The sequence below is a fragment of the Streptomyces sp. NPDC085946 genome, assembly GCF_044540485.1.
GTDB lineage: Bacteria > Actinomycetota > Actinomycetes > Streptomycetales > Streptomycetaceae > Streptomyces.
This window is the reverse complement of the sequence record NZ_JBITSF010000042.1, coordinates 23,192-37,192: the sequence shown is the minus strand read 5'-3', so window position 1 is coordinate 37,192 and position 14,001 is coordinate 23,192. Positions and strand designations below refer to the sequence as shown.

The following is a 14,001-nucleotide window of genomic DNA, read 5'->3' as shown; positions in this document are numbered from 1 at the left end:
CTGCCCTTCCCCCCTCTCGGGGCAGGGCACCAGCCTGGCACTCGTGGGCGCCCACGTGCTGGCCGACTGCCTTGCCCAGGCCAACGGCGACCACCGCATCGCGTACGCCCGCTACGAGCTGCGGATGCGCCACTTCGTCACCCTCAACCAGGCACTGGCCACCGAGAATCCCGGCGAACCCGCCTCGGAAGAATCCGCCGCGCACGCTAAGAACGCACTCTCATTGGACAGCTGATTCGCTGGCTCGAACGGACATCCAAGCAGGAAGGAACCCACATCTGCGGGCACGTGTACCAGGGTCCGTCTTCAAAGATCATCGGATGGTGGATCATGGTGTCGTGGTACGTCGTCATGAACTCACCGATCAGGAGTGGGAGTTGCTCGCTCCGCTGATACCGCGGGCCGCGACGGGCCGACCGCGTGTGGAGGACCGGCAGGTCGTCAACGGGATGGTCTACAAGATCCGCACCGGGATCTCCTGGCGTGACCTGCCCGAACGCTACGGCCCGTGGAAGACGGTCCATGAGCGCTTCCGCCGCTGGTCGGCCGACGGCACCTGGGACCGGTTGCTCGCCCACGTCCAGCAGCACTGCGACGCCGTCGGCCCGGTCGACCTCACCGTCGTGTGCGTCGACTCCACCACCGTGCGGGCCCACCAGCACGCGGCCGGGGCCCGAAAAGGGGGCAGGACCGGCCGGGCGAGGCGATCGGCCGGTCCCGCGGCGGACCGACCACGAAGATCCACCTCGCTTGCGACGGCCGGGGCCGCCCCCTGGCCTTCACCCTCACCGCCGGCAACGTCAACGACTGCACCCGGTTCGAAGCCGTGATGGCCCGCATCCGCATCCAGCGGTGCGGGCCGGGACGGCCCCGGACCCGGCCCGAAAGAGTCGTGGCGGACAAGGGCTCATCCACGAAGATCCGCACCTACCTGCGGCGGCGGGGCATCAAGGCGGCGATCCCGGAACGGATCGACCAGGTCAACGGCCGGATCCGACGGGGCGAGAGCCGCTGTCGACTCGACAAGACCGCCTACCGCCGCCGCAACCTCATTGAACGCTGCTTCAACCGGCTCACACACAACAAGGCCCTGGCCACCCGCTACGACAAACGGGCCCGCCACTATCAAGCCCTCGTCACCATCGCCTGCCTACGGCTCTGGCTCCCCTGACATTGCGGACACGACCTGAGCCCTGGGGCAGGCACCACTCCGGACACGGAGGCGCATGTACCCCTCATCATGTTCCCCTCACGGCGAAGACACCGTTCCCGAGCCGGGTCTGCAGCCGTATCGGCTGCTCATCCCCGAAGATGGCTTGACCCTGTCCGCTACTCGCCCGTGTGGCTATCGCAAGCCACCCTGTCCATTTACTGTGTCCGTGCTGTGATTCACCGAGGCAAGGAGACAACACCGTGGTCGCGTCAGCGTTACGTCAGCAGTCCGAATCGACCCCGCGCGAGATCCGTCGTCCCCGGCGGTTGGCGCGGCGTACGGTTCTCGGAGGCTCTCTCACCGCCGTACTCACGGCGCTGATGCTCGCCGTCACCCAGTCCGCTGCCTACGCCGGCGGCCCCTACCGGTGGGCGCAATACAGCGACGTCGGTAAGCGCCTGACTGTGTGCGCTCAGACGCTCGATGTCCGCAGTTCCTACGGCGGCACGCCGTTCGCCCAGCTCACCAGTGGACAGACGTTCACTGTGTACCAGAACTACGCGGAGTTCGGCAGCGAGTACGTACGAGGCTTCGCCTGGGGCAACGTCAACGCGGAGGGGTATGTGCAGAACGGATGGTTCTGCTGGTAACCCCCACCAAGCCGGGGCCAGTGAGGTTTTCTCAGTGAAGATCATTTCCAGTGCCCATTGAGGACGAGTGCGGCGCGGGCTGTGTCGCCGATTCTGCTGGGGCCGAGTGTGACGTGCTTGGGGGTTCGCCAGCGTTCCTTCAGTTCCGCCGCGGTCCGCTCGCCGCGCGCCCGCACGTGTCTGATCAGCGCATCCGTGGCGCGGGTTCCTCGGTCCAGGGCGGTCTCGGAGCGGCTTTTGGGGCGGCGTGCGAGCACGTGAATACCGATGCCGGCGCCGATGCAGCCCTTGTCGGCGAGCGTGGGTAGCCCATCGGCGGCAGCTTTGCACAGCGCGGGCAGCCCGTGGATACGGGCCGCGGTGATGTCCGGGGCGGAACCCGGCTCGACATCGGAGACCCACAAGGGGGTACCGTCCGGCGCGGCCAGGAACCGAATGTTGCCGCCGAAGCTCTTCGCTTCCGGGAGAACCACGGATCGTTGCCGTTCTCCCGGACCCCGGTCAGCCGGTCGCAGGCGATCGGCGTGCCGCCCAGCACCACGTGTGTCATTCCCCCGGCTCGGCAGAGGTCCAACACCTCATGCAGATCAGGAGCTTGGGCGGCCAGTATGTCGATGCCTTCATGGAGGCAGCGGTAGCCGGTGGCATGTGGGATCCCGGTGTCCCGGGCCAGGCAGTGCACGCGGCCGCGTCCTCGGGACCACCGCAGCACCAGTACCGCCTGGCGGAACGGGCCCAGAGCGCGAGAGCCCTTCGGTGTGCCGATTCCGCGCCGGTGGGCGGCCGGCAGCCGGGCGAGGAACTCCACGACGTGGCGTGGGACGTCGAGCGCGGCAGCGTAGGTGACCAACGTGAAGCCTCTGGTCCGAGCGAACATGATCTTGGCAGACCAGTCCTACCAGGGGCTTCACGCCTGCCCGACCTCGTGGCTCGCCCGAAGATCATTCGCCGGAGAAGCCTCAGCGGGAACAAGAGCCGGCTGGACTCAGCCCCAGGTCTTGCCGGCCGGTTCCTTGATGGTGCGGTTGATCCGGTTGAAGAAGTTGGTCGACGCGATCTTCAGGTTGATCGCGCCGATCTGCTCCTCAGTGAAATGGGCGTTGATCTCTTCCCGGATTTCGTCGATGACACCCTGCGCACCATCCTGCAACCGGGTGGCGGCCTCGGCCAGCGCCAGTGCCACACGCTCCGCATCGGTGTGGAACGGCGCCTCACGCCACGCCGCCGCGCTGTGCAGCCGCTCATCGGTGTCACCGACCTTCTTTCCCCCAGCGACACTGGCGTGGACGCACGCCGAGCAGCCGTTGATCTGGCTGACCCGCAGGTGGACAAGCGCGAGCAGCTTCGGGTCGGCACCCCCGGCGGCGATCGCCTTCTGAAGGTGCTGGATCGCGGTCCGCACATCGGGGTTGTTCGTGTTCTTGCTCTTGAGCCGGTTTTCCATGTGGGAGTGGTCTCCTTCATCGGGTTACGTTGCGGCGCCTGTGCGCGTCATCCCTGTGACGGAGCAGCTTCCAGGGAGGTAACAACATGGCCGGCCCTCATCCCTCGGACCCGATCGTCGATGCCTTCGAGTCCCACCGTGACCGGCTGCGCGCCGTCGCCTACCGCATGCTCGGGTCACATGCCGCCGCGGAAGGCGTGGTCAAGAGGCGTGGCTGTGTCTCTCCCGCCAGGACACCGACACCATCGACAACCTTGGCGGCCGGCTGACCACCGTGGTCGGCCGCATCAGCCTCGATGTCCTGCGGTCGGGCCGGACGCGCCCAGAAGTCTCCTTCGACGACCAGCTACCCGAATTCACCGTGACGCTCGACGACGCTCCTGCTCCAGAAGACCTTGTGGCACTCGAGGACTCCGTCGGCCTCGCGCTTTTCACGGTCCTCGACTCGCTGCGCCCTGACGAACGGCTGGCGTTCGTGCTGCACGACGTCTTCGCCGTGCCCTTCGCGGAAATCGGCACCATTCTCGGCAAATCCACCGACGCGACCAAAATACTCGCCGGGCGACAACAACGCGAGGTGGTCCAAGCCTTTTTGGCTGCGGCTCGCGACGGTCAGTTCGAGCAGCTGCCGCAGGTCCTCCACCCCGAAGTGAAGTTCACCGTCCACACCCCGAACGGGACGTTCGTCACGCTCGGAGCCACTGAAGTCGCCACCCGCGCGCGAGTGGCCGGCAGCGCGGCACGAGGACATGCGGCGACCGTCAACGGCCGCCCCGGCGTCATCTCCTGGAGCAAGGACGGCACCCCGCTCTCCCTGCTCGCCTTCACCGTCGCCGACGGCCGCATCACCGAGATCACCGCCATGGTCGACCCGGCCGAACTCGCGCTCATGGACCTGCCGGCCCCGGTGTGACTCCCTAGCGGCGAAAGCCGCGCAATTCGAAGTGGTCCACGCCTGATCCCGCGGAGACGTTGAACTCGGCCTCTGGGAAAACTCACTCACAGCATTCCTCTGCTCCTCGGGCGCATCCCTTCCGCTGAGCACTCACCGCAAGGAGAGACATCCGCGTCTGTCGCGCGGACCTCGGACTCCAGCGTCCGACACGTCGTGAGACTGCGGGTGAAGTCACAGGTCACCAGTACGGCGTCCGACGCGAGCAGCCCGCCCTGCTGGGGCCGTGCAGCCAAGAATTGATGGCCCCTTCATCCTCACACCGGTGCGACGACGTCCCTGTCAGCCACGGCGCTCCTCTGAGGCCATCTCGCTGAGCACTCCCAGCATGCCGGCGACGGCCTGGAGAACCTGCCGCCGCTCTGTCGCGAGCAGCACCGGCTCCGACACGACACCTGCTTGCCACGCTCGGTGCATCAACGGCGCACACGCCTCCTGCCCGGCCATGGCGATGCTCTTGGTACGTCGCCTCGCAGGACCAACCCCGCTGACGGACTCTTCAGACGCCCTCCAGCAGTCGGCCTGCGGTCATTCCTGCCAGGCTCTCCCGCCGACACTGCCCGTGCGCCCCGGTGCAGCGCCGGGTACTGGCGTCGCCGTCGGCCAGTGCCCGTAGGGTTCGAGGCGAGGTGGAGGATGCCCGCGACACGCAGTACACCGGCCGGGTGACGCCGGTGTCCGCCGGATGCCGGAGGGCTTCGTGTGAGCGAGGAAGCGAAGGGGCATCCCATCCTGCATGCGCATCGTGATCACTGGAGCGACCGGGAACATCGGCTCCGTCGTCGTGCAACGCCTGCAGGCTGAGGGCACGCACGACCTCACGGGTCTGGCCCGGCGGCTGCCCGAGGACCCCGGCAGCCGTGGTGTCGACTGGCGCTCGGTGGACCTCAGCACCGACGCCTGCCACGACGCGCTCGTCGAGGCGTTCATCGGCGCGGACGCCGTCGTCCACCTGGCGTGGGGCTTCCAGCCTTCCCATGATCTCGCCTATCTCGCCGAGCTCGGAGTCGGCGGCACCCGCCGTGTGCTTCGGGCCGTCACCGAGACCGGTGTCCCGCACCTGGTCCACATGTCCTCGGTCGGTGCCTACTCACCGAAGAAGGACGACCGTCCGGTCGACGAGTCCTGGCCCACCGGGGGCGTGCGCAGCTCGCGGTACAGTCGGCACAAGTCGGCGGCCGAGCGCCTCCTCGACCGGCACGAGACATCCGGCGCCGACACGCTCGTCACCCGTCTGCGGCCGGGGATCGTCGGACAGCGCGCCGCCGGCAGCGCCCTCCTCCGCTACGGCGTGCCCGCCCTCGTGCCCCCCAAGGCGCTCGGCCTGCTGCCGGTCCTGCCGATGGACCGGAGACTGACCATCCCGATGGTCCACACCGACGACGTCGCCGAAGCGATCGTTGCGGTGCTCCACCGGCGCGCGGGCGGTCCGTTCAACCTCGCTGCCGATACGCCCGTGACCGCGGCGGTCATCGCGGACGCGCTCGGCGCCAGGCTGGTGCACGTGCCCTCCGCGGTGGTCCGCGCCGTCATGTCGGCCGCCTGGCACGCGCACCTGCAACCAGTGGACACCGGATGGCTCGACATGGGCTTCGCGCTCCCGACACTGAACACGACCCGCGCGCGCACGGAACTCGACTGGGTCCCGTCCAAGGACGGCCCGCAGGTGCTCGCCGAGGTGATCGAAGGTATGAGGGAGGCCGCGTCCGGCCGGACACCCGTGCTGCGCCCCCGCACCGTCCTCGGCGCGCTCGGCGATGCGATCCGCCGTGGACCGGTCGCCGTGCGGCGGCACCCGTGACCACCGGTGCGGCCCCGCGGTGCCCCGGGCCGCCGGCTGCGTCGGCGCTGCTCGTCGCGGCCCACGGTGGACCGGCCCTGGCGGTCGGTGCCATCGTGGGCTTGCTCGCGCTCCGCAGCGACCTGCGCCCGTTCGACGCCGCCGTCGTCACCGCGGCGGTGTTCACCGGTCAGCTCACGATCGGCTGGGGCAACGACCTGCACGACCTCCCTCGCGACCGCGCCGTCGGCCGTACCGACAAACCGTTGGCCACCGGAGCCCTCCCGGTCGGCTGGGTGGTGCGCGCCCTGGCCGTGACCGGACTCGCCTGCCTGGTACTGTCCGCGCTCGTCGGCTGGCGTGGCGCGCTGGTCAACATCGTTCTCGGCGTCGGCGCGGGCCACGCCTACAACCTGGGCCTCAAGACGACCTGGTGGTCATGGGTGCCGTACGCCAGTGCCTTCGGGACGCTGCCCTCGGTCGTCACCTTGGCCGGGCCCGCTCCGGCATGGGCGCCGTCGTGGGCCACCGGTGCCGGCGCCGCGCTCGGTATCGGGGCGCACCTGCTCAACACGCTGCCCGACCTCGCCGACGACGAACGCACCGGCGTCCGCGGCCTGCCGCACCGGATCGGCGAGCGCCCCTCGCGCTTCCTGGCCGTCGTGCTGCTGTCCGTTGCCTCGCTGCTGGCCGTGCTCGGTCCTGCCGGGCCCCCTCCGGCATGGGCCTGGACGGGGCTCGCACTGGTGGCGATCCTCGCGGTGTTCACTGCGGTCGCTCGCGGCCGTGCTCCGTTCCGGGCCGCGGTGGCCGTCGCCCTGCTCGACGTCGTGCTGCTCGTGGCGGCTGACTGATGGCGCCGGCATCCACCGCCTGGGACCTCGCGGTGGTCGGCGCCGGACCGGCCGGTGCCGCCACCGCCCTGGGCGCACTGCACGCCGACCCGGGCCTGCGCGTCGCCCTCTTGGACCGGGCGGACTTCCCGCGGGACAAGGCCTGCGGCGACGGGGTGGCCCCGCACGTCCTCGACCTGCTCGCCGATGTCGGCGTCACCGGTCTCGTCGACGACCGGATCCCGGTCGACCGCCTCCGCCTCGGCCGCGGCGGCCTGGTCGCCGAGCGGCGGACGGCCCGCCCGGCATGGGTGGTGCCGCGCCGGATCCTCGATGCCCGACTGGCCGACGCAGCCGTCGCCGCCGGCGCCCGGCTCCTCCGGCACCGCGTCCGCGACCTGCGGCAGCACCCCGGCGCCGTGGTCCTGGACGGTGAGCTCTCCGCCGCGGTCGTGGTCGGCGCCGACGGCGCCCACTCGGTCGTCCGGCGCGCGCTCGGCCGGCCCCGCGGCCCGGTGGCCCTGGCACTGCGCGGCTATGCTCCGGTCGCGCCTGGACGGCGCGGCGCCCAGGTCATCGAGTTCGGCACCTGGCACCAGCCGTCGTACGCCTGGTCCTTCGACTGCGGTGACGGCCTCGCGAACGTCGGGTACGGCGAGTTGCTCCACGGGGACCGTCCGGCGCCGACCCGGGCCCACCTGCTCGAGCGTCTCGAAGGGCTCCTGCCCGGCGCCACCGAGGGCGGGCGACACTGGGCCGGGCACCACCTGCCGCTCTCGACGGCACGCTGGCGCCCTCCGTCCGGCCGCGTGCTCCTCGCGGGCGACGCCGCCTGCCTGGTGAATCCGTTGACCGGGGAGGGCATCCACTACGCCGTGGCCACCGGCATCGCGGCCGGTCGCGCCGCCGCCGCGGCCCTGCGTGACGGACGGCCCGAGCGGGCGGGAGAGCGGTACGCCCGCGCCACCCGCCGGATCCTGCTGCCCCACCTGCGCCACACCGCCCTGGCCGCCAGGCTCGCCCGCAGCACGTGTGTCCTGGAGGCCGCGCTACGGGCCTCGGCAGCCGACCAGCGCGTCTTCGACGACTTCGTCGAACTCGGTCTTGCCTGGGGCCGTTTCACCCCTGCCATCGCGCTCGGCCTCGGCCGGGCGTTCATCACGCCCGGCCGTCCGACCGGTCGATCTCAGGAGCCAGCATGACCATGCGCGTCCTCAGCGTCCGCGGCGTCCTGCCCGAGCACTGCCACCGGCAGGAGGAGATCACCGAGTCCTTCACCACCACGCTGGTCGAGGGCACGGTCGACCGCGGCGTCGTCGAGCGGTTCCACCGCAATGCGTGCGTCGAAACCCGGCACATCGTGCTTCCGCTGAAGGAGTATGCCCGCCTTGGGGACTTCGGCCGGTCGAACGACGTCTTCATCCGGGCCGGCGTCGAGCTCGGCGGACGCGCTGTCATCGACGCGCTCAAGGACGCAGGTCTCACCCCGACCGACGTCGACTACATCGTGTCGTGCACGGCGACCGGCCTGGCCGTCCCCACGCTCGAGGCCCGCGTTGCGGCGCAGATCGGACTCCGCCCCGATGTGGTGCGTCTGCCCCTCGTCGGGCTTGGCTGCGTCGCCGGCGCGGCCGGCATCGCACGCCTGCACGACCTGCTGCGTGGTCGTCCGGACGGAGTTGCGGTGCTGATGTCGGTCGAGCTGTGCTCGCTCACCCTTCAGCGTGAGGACACCTCGGTCACCAACTTCGTGGCGAGCGGTCTGTTCGGGGACGGTGCCGCGGCGGTGGTCGCCGTGGGTTCCGAGCATCCGCTCGCGCGGTCCGACGACTTCACCCGCCCCGAGGTGCTCGCCTCACGCAGCCGTCTCTACCCCGGTTCGGAGCGCATGATGGGCTGGGACGTCGGTTCCGGTGGTTTGAGGGTCGTACTCGACTCCTCGATCCCCGGGCTGGTGCGCCGGTACGTCGGAGACGACGTCCGTGGTTTTCTCGCCGACCACGGACTGACCGACGACGACCTCGGCTGGTACGTTGCGCACCCCGGCGGCCCCAAGGTCATCGAGGCGCTGCAGGACGCCCTCGGGGTCGAGCGGGACGCCCTGGGCATGACGTGGGACTCACTGCGGCGGGTCGGCAACCTGTCCTCCTCCTCGGTGCTGCACGTCCTGGCGGACACGCTTGCCGACCGTCCGCCCCGGCCCGGCTCCTATGGGCTCATGCTCGCCATGGGCCCGGGTTTCTGCTCCGAACTTGTGCTCCTGCGTGCCCCAGGGGGCGGGGGATGAGCGGTCAGGTCCTGTTCACCGTCCTGGTCCTGGTCGTCGGTCTGGAGCGGGTCGCCGAGCTGGTCGTGTCCCGGCGCAACGCTGCCTGGTGCCTCGCGCGGGGCGGCGTGGAGTCCGGGCGGGAGCACTATCCGTTCATGGTGGTGCTGCACACGGGTTTGCTGGTCGGCGCGCTCGTGGAGGTGTGGGTGCGGCGGCCGGACGCCGTACCGGTTCTTGTCTGGGTCATGCTCGTCCTCGTCGTGGCCTCGCAGGCGCTGCGTTGGTGGTGCATTGCTGTCTTGGGGCGACAGTGGAACACCCGGGTGATCGTCGTGCCCGGTGCTCCGCGGGTGTCCAGCGGTCCCTACCGCCGGCTTTCGCACCCGAACTACGTCGCCGTCGTCGTCGAAGGGTTCGCGCTCCCGCTGGTGCACTCGGCCTGGGGTACGGCGGTCGTCTTCACCGTGCTGAACGGGTTCCTGCTCGCCACCCGCATCCGCGCTGAGGATGCCGCCCTGACACGACTGGCCTGAAGGGGACATGCATGGACTTGCTCGTCGTGGGCGGAGGACCCGCAGGCCTGGCCACGGCCTTGAATGCGGCCCGGGCGGGGCTCGATGCGACTGTTTGGGAGCAGCGCGCCGGCACGCTCGACAAGGCGTGCGGTGAGGGTTTGATGCCGGGTGCCGTCGCCGCCCTGGCAGCGCTAGGGGTCCATCCGCCGGGGCACGACCTGCGGGGCATCCGGTACGTCGCCGGGCCGCGACGGGCCGACGCCGACTTTCGAGCAGGCCCGGGTCGCGGGGTGCGCCGCACTGCGCTGCACGCGGCGCTGCGCGAGATGGTGCTGGCCGCGGGCGTGCGGATCGAGCAGCGCACCGTGCGCCGTGTCGAGCAGGACGAAGACGGTGTGGTGGCCGACGGCGTCCGTGCCGGGCACCTCGTTGCGGCCGACGGTCTGCATTCGCCGATCCGCCGGTCCCTGGGCCTGCACCGGCCGCGTCGGTCCCACCGACGGCATGGACTGCGACGCCACTACGTGCTCACCCCCTGGAGCGACCGCGTCGAGGTGCACTGGGCCCGTGACGCGGAGGCCTATGTGACTCCGGTGGCCGATGACCTCGTGGGCGTCGCGGTGCTCACCACCGGTCGCGGAGCGTACGACGACCACCTCGCCGCCTTCCCCGAGTTACGGGAGCGGCTGGCCGGAGCCGGGACCGCCGGGCCGGTGCGCGGAGCGGGTCCACTCCGCCAGGACACGACCGCGCGCACCGCCGGCCGAGTGCTGCTGGTCGGCGATGCGTCCGGCTACGTCGACGCGCTGACCGGCGAGGGCATCGCGCTGGCGCTCGCGCAAGCGTCGGCAGCGGTACGGGCAGTCATCGGCGGTGACCTGGCAACCTACGAACAGGAGTGGCGGCAACTGACCCGGCGCTATCGCTGGCTGACCCACGCGCTGCTCGGCGCGACGAGAGTGCCCCCACTCCGTGCAGCACTGGTACCCACGGCGCAGCGGCTGCCGTGGCTGTTCTCCGGAACCGTCGACGCGCTGGCGCGCCCGGTGGGGACGTGATCCGGTGGGCTTCGGGTATGCCGGCACGGCGGTCGGCGGCCTCGATCCGGTTCGCGGTTCCTGGTCTTCTCGACGTGCCCGTAGAGCTGGTCCTCGGCCAGGTCGTAGGCGGCGAACGGGTGGCGGCCCCGTGCGGGCGCGTGCAGGTCGCCCGGCGGCAGGGCCTCGGCTCCCGGCCGGGTCCCTGTGCCGTCCGCCGCGCTCGGTCCCTGTCGGCTCAGCGAACCAGGCGATGCATCACGACAGGGCGAACGTCGCCCGATGCGGCACTAGGAAGGTTCCAAGAAGCGCGCGCCTGGGCCGGGAGCACGGTGAACAGCTTCCGGCGGCAGACGAGTATGTCCTGCCGCGCACTCGAGAACGAGCCGGACAGGCTGCTCGCAGGCTTCCTCCCCGGCGGACTTGTGCCGGACGATGACCGACGGTCCCTGCGGATCGGCGAGGTACTTGTCGCCCCATTCCAGCAATGCCACCAGCGTGGGCCGCAGATCCAGTCCTTGCTCGGTGAGCTGGTACTCGAAGCGCTGTCGGTCACCGGGATCCTGGTAGGGGATCCGCTGCAGCACTCCGGCCGCCACGAGCGTATTCAGCCGACTGGTCAGAAGGTTGCTGGCGATACCGAGGCGGGACCGGAACTCCCCGAACCGGCGCGCACCGTCCAGTGCCTCACGCACGATCAACAGCGACCACCGTTCACCGACCACCGCCAGGGCCCGCGCCACTGAGCAGTTCACCGGGTCGATCCTCTGCTGCCTGTCCACGCCTTCACCCTACCGACCTGGGTTGACATTTTCCACTCAGCATCCCTAGCGTTCTCTCCACCCTGAGTTGAAGAATTAAATCCAGGAGGTGGGCCGTGCCCATGCTCGACGTGTACATCCCTGACGGCGCGATCGAGCCCGAGGCCGAGGCGGCGTTGCTGAACCGGATCACCGAGATCCTTGTTCGCCACGAAGGGTTCGATCCCGCCGATCCGGTGACCCGCGCGGTGTCGTGGGCGTTCGTCCACCGGCCGGCCGCTGTCTACGTCGGTGGAGTGCTTGCAGACGCGCCCCGTTACAAAGTCGTCCCCTCCGTGCCAGAAGGACAGCTCGATGAGCGCGGGCGCGCCGGCGTCATCGCCGAGGTCACCGAGGCGATCCTCGACGCCGAGAACGGCGCGTGGCCGCGCGACCCCGGCCGGATCTGGGTGTTCCCCACCGAGATTCCCGAGGGTCACTGGGGCGGACGCGGGCGGATCACCCCCCTCGCGGCCATCCTCGCCCGGCTCACCGGCCATGACGCCGAGCGGGCTCGCACGCTCGCGGCCCGGCGCATCGCTGCCAGCCGAGCAGAGCACACCCGCGTGCCGTAACGGCCGGCTGCCGGCCGGTCCGCGTCAGTGCCGTCTGCGGCGACGTCGACTTGGTCGTGGGCTGAGTGCCTGGGACGACTTTCGGACGGTCGGGCGGGTATCGGGAGGGGACGCCGTGGCGCCGTCGTATCAGGGGTACCGGTTCCCGACGGAGGTCGTCGCATGCTGTGTGTGGCTGTACGACCGCTTCCCTCTGAGCTTCGCAAGGTCGAGGAGCTGATGCTGCTCACACCTTCGGGTGTAGACGAGCCAGGACGTGCCCTGGTTCTGGGCTGTCCGCGGCTTCTCCGAGGGGTGGGCAGGGGGCGCCCGCAGGTGGTGCAGGTGCGGCCCAGCACCTCAGCGGGTCCTGAAGAACATCGAGGGCCTGGTGGAGAGTCAGGCCGGCATCCGGGCTTGCGGGTCGAGCCGCCGGAGGGTGAGGAAGTCCTGAACGCCTCTCCGATGAGGACGGTGAGCCTGGTCGCCGTCACGGCAAGCTTCCACCGCGCCAAGGGTGATCAGGACCCCGCCGAGTGGCTGCCGCCCGCCGGCGACGCGAGATGCCGGTACCTCGCCGAACGGGTCGGCACCAAGCTCCGCTGGGGGCTCGCAGCCGACCTGACGGAGTTCGCCGCCCTGCACGACTTGGCCACGGACTGCCCGGACCAGACGGTGACCTACGAGCCTGCCCCACAAGACCTCTTGCGAGGTCTGCGGCTGACGCTTCAGCGCGCGAGGACCGCCGTCGCCACCGGCACTGCCAGCAGCAGGCTGAGTCCGACCAGGAGGAGGCGGTCCAACCACAGGATCGCGGCGAACTCGCGCAGTGTCGCGGCCAGCCAGTAGGCGGGCGAGGTCGGCGCCCCCACGACGTGCACGGACACGCCGACGCGGCGGGCCAGCAGGGTCGTGCGGTAGACGTGGAAGCCGCTGGTGACCACCGTGGCACGCCGGCCGGGAGTGGTGCCGCCCACGAGGGCCGCGCTGAAGCGGAGGTTCTGCCCGGTGTTGACGGAGCGGTCCTCCCGCACGATCCGGTCGGCGGGCACTCCGCGTCCACGTAGGTACTCGGCCATCGCGTCCGCCTCGGAGCGGACCTCGTCGTCGCCCTGGCCGCCCGAGACGACGAACACCGCACGAGGCGTGTCCGGTGGACGGGCGGCGTCGATCGCGAGGGCGCGCTCCAGCCTGCGGGTCAGCAGCGGGCCGGGCCGGTCGCCGTCGAGCCCGGCGCCCAGGACGACGACATGGGTGGTGTCCGGCAGGGGGGTGGTGCGGCCCCGGACGAACACGTAGCCGGCGAAGACGAGGAAGAGCAGAGTGAGGTAGGTCGCGGCGGCGTTCACCGCGAGCACGAGGGCACCGAACGCTTCGCCGCCGACTGCGTGGAAAACCACGTCGAGGCCGAGCACCGCCAGCACCGCGCAACCGGCGGCCCCGGTCGCCAGCAGGGCCGGCTGCGGTCCGTAGCGCCGGGTGAGGAGGACGCCGTCGGCCAGCAACAGCAGGCCCAGCGCGAGCGTCAGAACCAGGGCAGCGACGGCGAGGACCGTGGCGAGGGTCGGGTGGGCCGGCGCACTGCGAACGGTCACGCCGAGTCCGGCAGAGGTCACCGCGAGGCAGAACAGGACGGCGGTGGAGAACCGGTGCGGTGCCAGCCAGGCGTTGACGACGCCGCCCGCGGCGAACCCGACCGCGGCGAGGTACTCCGGGTACTGAGGCATGTGCCGCACCGCTCCCCTCTCCCGCCCGCCGGGCCGCTGCCCGTACCCGCCCGTCCCTCGCCGCCCGCGGGTTCACGGACTCGGTACGGACGGCTGCCGGCCATCCTCCCAGACCCGCTGCGGTGCTCCGAACGCGGGCGAGCGGTGGATGTGTTCGGCGCGACCGGCATGTTCCGACGGCGGCCGGTGCCGCCGGGCGCAGCGGTGAGGGTGGGCTGCGCAGTCGGCATTTCGGAGGTTTCCACGGATCCTCGGTGGCCGCCCGGTGCCCCGCCCCGAAGGCGGCG

12 protein-coding genes and 3 pseudogenes are annotated in these 14,001 nt (G+C 70.7%); 11 read left to right on the top strand and 4 right to left on the bottom strand.

Annotated elements, in window-relative coordinates; all coding sequences use genetic code 11:
* From ACIF8T_RS38625 to ACIF8T_RS38615, 3 genes and pseudogenes are all read left to right on the top strand, one after another.
* Positions 1 to 235 (top strand): annotated as a pseudogene (locus ACIF8T_RS38625) (hypothetical protein); the annotation flags it as partial.
* A gap of 85 nt (positions 236 to 320) precedes the next feature.
* A protein-coding gene (locus ACIF8T_RS38620) for an IS5 family transposase (protein WP_400041930.1) occupies positions 321 to 1,171 on the top strand; the annotation gives its coding sequence in 2 pieces (ribosomal slippage) (positions 321 to 681 and positions 681 to 1,171; 852 coding nt in all).
* Positions 1,172 to 1,413: 242 nt separating this feature from the next.
* On the top strand, positions 1,414 to 1,803 hold the full coding sequence (locus ACIF8T_RS38615) for a hypothetical protein (RefSeq protein WP_400041929.1): 390 nt from the start codon (positions 1,414 to 1,416) through the stop codon (positions 1,801 to 1,803).
* Between the two features lie 41 nt (positions 1,804 to 1,844).
* On the opposite strand, the pseudogene ACIF8T_RS38610 reads toward ACIF8T_RS38615, so the two are convergent.
* Together ACIF8T_RS38610 and ACIF8T_RS38605 are read right to left on the bottom strand one after the other, a co-directional pair.
* A pseudogene (locus ACIF8T_RS38610) lies at positions 1,845 to 2,653 on the bottom strand (transposase family protein).
* A gap of 135 nt (positions 2,654 to 2,788) precedes the next feature.
* Positions 2,789 to 3,247 (bottom strand): carboxymuconolactone decarboxylase family protein, encoded by a 459-nt coding sequence (locus tag ACIF8T_RS38605; protein WP_400041927.1) that lies wholly within the window; start codon positions 3,245 to 3,247, stop codon positions 2,789 to 2,791.
* Between the two features lie 86 nt (positions 3,248 to 3,333).
* Here ACIF8T_RS38605 and ACIF8T_RS38600 point away from each other — a divergent pair.
* The 7 genes and pseudogenes from ACIF8T_RS38600 to ACIF8T_RS38570 all read left to right on the top strand — a co-directional run bounded on the left by ACIF8T_RS38600 (position 3,334) and on the right by ACIF8T_RS38570 (position 10,654).
* Positions 3,334 to 4,160 (top strand): annotated as a pseudogene (locus tag ACIF8T_RS38600) (sigma factor).
* Positions 4,161 to 4,935: 775 nt separating this feature from the next.
* Complete coding sequence (locus tag ACIF8T_RS38595; protein ID WP_400041926.1) at positions 4,936 to 6,000, top strand: NAD-dependent epimerase/dehydratase family protein; 1,065 nt, start codon at positions 4,936 to 4,938, stop codon at positions 5,998 to 6,000.
* Positions 6,001 to 6,095: 95 nt separating this feature from the next.
* On the top strand, positions 6,096 to 6,833 hold the full coding sequence (locus ACIF8T_RS38590; protein WP_400041925.1) for a UbiA family prenyltransferase: 738 nt from the start codon (positions 6,096 to 6,098) through the stop codon (positions 6,831 to 6,833).
* Positions 6,833 to 8,014, top strand: a complete 1,182-nt coding sequence (locus tag ACIF8T_RS38585) for a geranylgeranyl reductase family protein (protein WP_400041923.1) — start codon at positions 6,833 to 6,835, stop codon at positions 8,012 to 8,014. The genes ACIF8T_RS38590 and ACIF8T_RS38585 overlap by 1 nt, the downstream gene beginning before the upstream one ends.
* A complete protein-coding gene (locus ACIF8T_RS38580; RefSeq protein WP_400041922.1) occupies positions 8,011 to 9,099 on the top strand; it encodes a type III polyketide synthase in 1,089 nt (362 codons plus the stop codon). The genes ACIF8T_RS38585 and ACIF8T_RS38580 overlap by 4 nt, the downstream gene beginning before the upstream one ends.
* Positions 9,096 to 9,614: an isoprenylcysteine carboxyl methyltransferase family protein gene (locus ACIF8T_RS38575; RefSeq protein ID WP_400041921.1), complete on the top strand. Its 519-nt coding sequence runs from the start codon at positions 9,096 to 9,098 to the stop codon at positions 9,612 to 9,614. Before ACIF8T_RS38580 ends, ACIF8T_RS38575 begins: the two co-directional genes overlap by 4 nt.
* 11 nt (positions 9,615 to 9,625) lie before the next feature.
* Entirely contained in the window at positions 9,626 to 10,654 is a 1,029-nt protein-coding gene (locus ACIF8T_RS38570; RefSeq protein ID WP_400041919.1) for an NAD(P)/FAD-dependent oxidoreductase, read from the top strand.
* 269 nt (positions 10,655 to 10,923) lie between these two features.
* On the opposite strand, the gene ACIF8T_RS38565 is transcribed toward ACIF8T_RS38570, so the two are convergent.
* The gene (locus ACIF8T_RS38565) at positions 10,924 to 11,415 is read right to left on the bottom strand and encodes a winged helix-turn-helix transcriptional regulator (protein WP_400041917.1); all 492 of its coding nucleotides are present in this window, start codon (positions 11,413 to 11,415) and stop codon (positions 10,924 to 10,926) included.
* Positions 11,416 to 11,510: 95 nt separating this feature from the next.
* Between ACIF8T_RS38565 and ACIF8T_RS38560 the strand changes: the two genes are divergently transcribed.
* Positions 11,511 to 12,008, top strand: a complete 498-nt coding sequence (locus ACIF8T_RS38560; RefSeq protein WP_400041916.1) for a hypothetical protein — start codon at positions 11,511 to 11,513, stop codon at positions 12,006 to 12,008.
* 707 nt (positions 12,009 to 12,715) lie between these two features.
* Here the strand turns inward: ACIF8T_RS38560 and ACIF8T_RS38555 are convergent.
* Positions 12,716 to 13,714, bottom strand: a complete 999-nt coding sequence (locus ACIF8T_RS38555) for a YdcF family protein (RefSeq protein ID WP_400041914.1) — start codon at positions 13,712 to 13,714, stop codon at positions 12,716 to 12,718.
* Between the last annotated feature and the right edge of the window lie 287 nt (positions 13,715 to 14,001).

Bases quoted from the DNA above. Each gene is read 5' to 3' on its own strand.
- ACIF8T_RS38605 (WP_400041927.1), bottom strand. From the start codon at position 3,247: ATGGAAAACCGGCTCAAGAGCAAGAACACGAACAACCCCGATGTGCGG.
- ACIF8T_RS38595 (WP_400041926.1), top strand. From the start codon at position 4,936: ATGCGCATCGTGATCACTGGAGCGACCGGGAACATCGGCTCCGTCGTC.
- ACIF8T_RS38585 (WP_400041923.1), top strand. From the start codon at position 6,833: ATGGCGCCGGCATCCACCGCCTGGGACCTCGCGGTGGTCGGCGCCGGA.
- ACIF8T_RS38580 (WP_400041922.1), top strand. From the start codon at position 8,011: ATGACCATGCGCGTCCTCAGCGTCCGCGGCGTCCTGCCCGAGCACTGC.
- ACIF8T_RS38575 (WP_400041921.1), top strand. From the start codon at position 9,096: ATGAGCGGTCAGGTCCTGTTCACCGTCCTGGTCCTGGTCGTCGGTCTG.
- ACIF8T_RS38570 (WP_400041919.1), top strand. From the start codon at position 9,626: ATGGACTTGCTCGTCGTGGGCGGAGGACCCGCAGGCCTGGCCACGGCC.
- ACIF8T_RS38555 (WP_400041914.1), bottom strand. From the start codon at position 13,714: ATGCCTCAGTACCCGGAGTACCTCGCCGCGGTCGGGTTCGCCGCGGGC.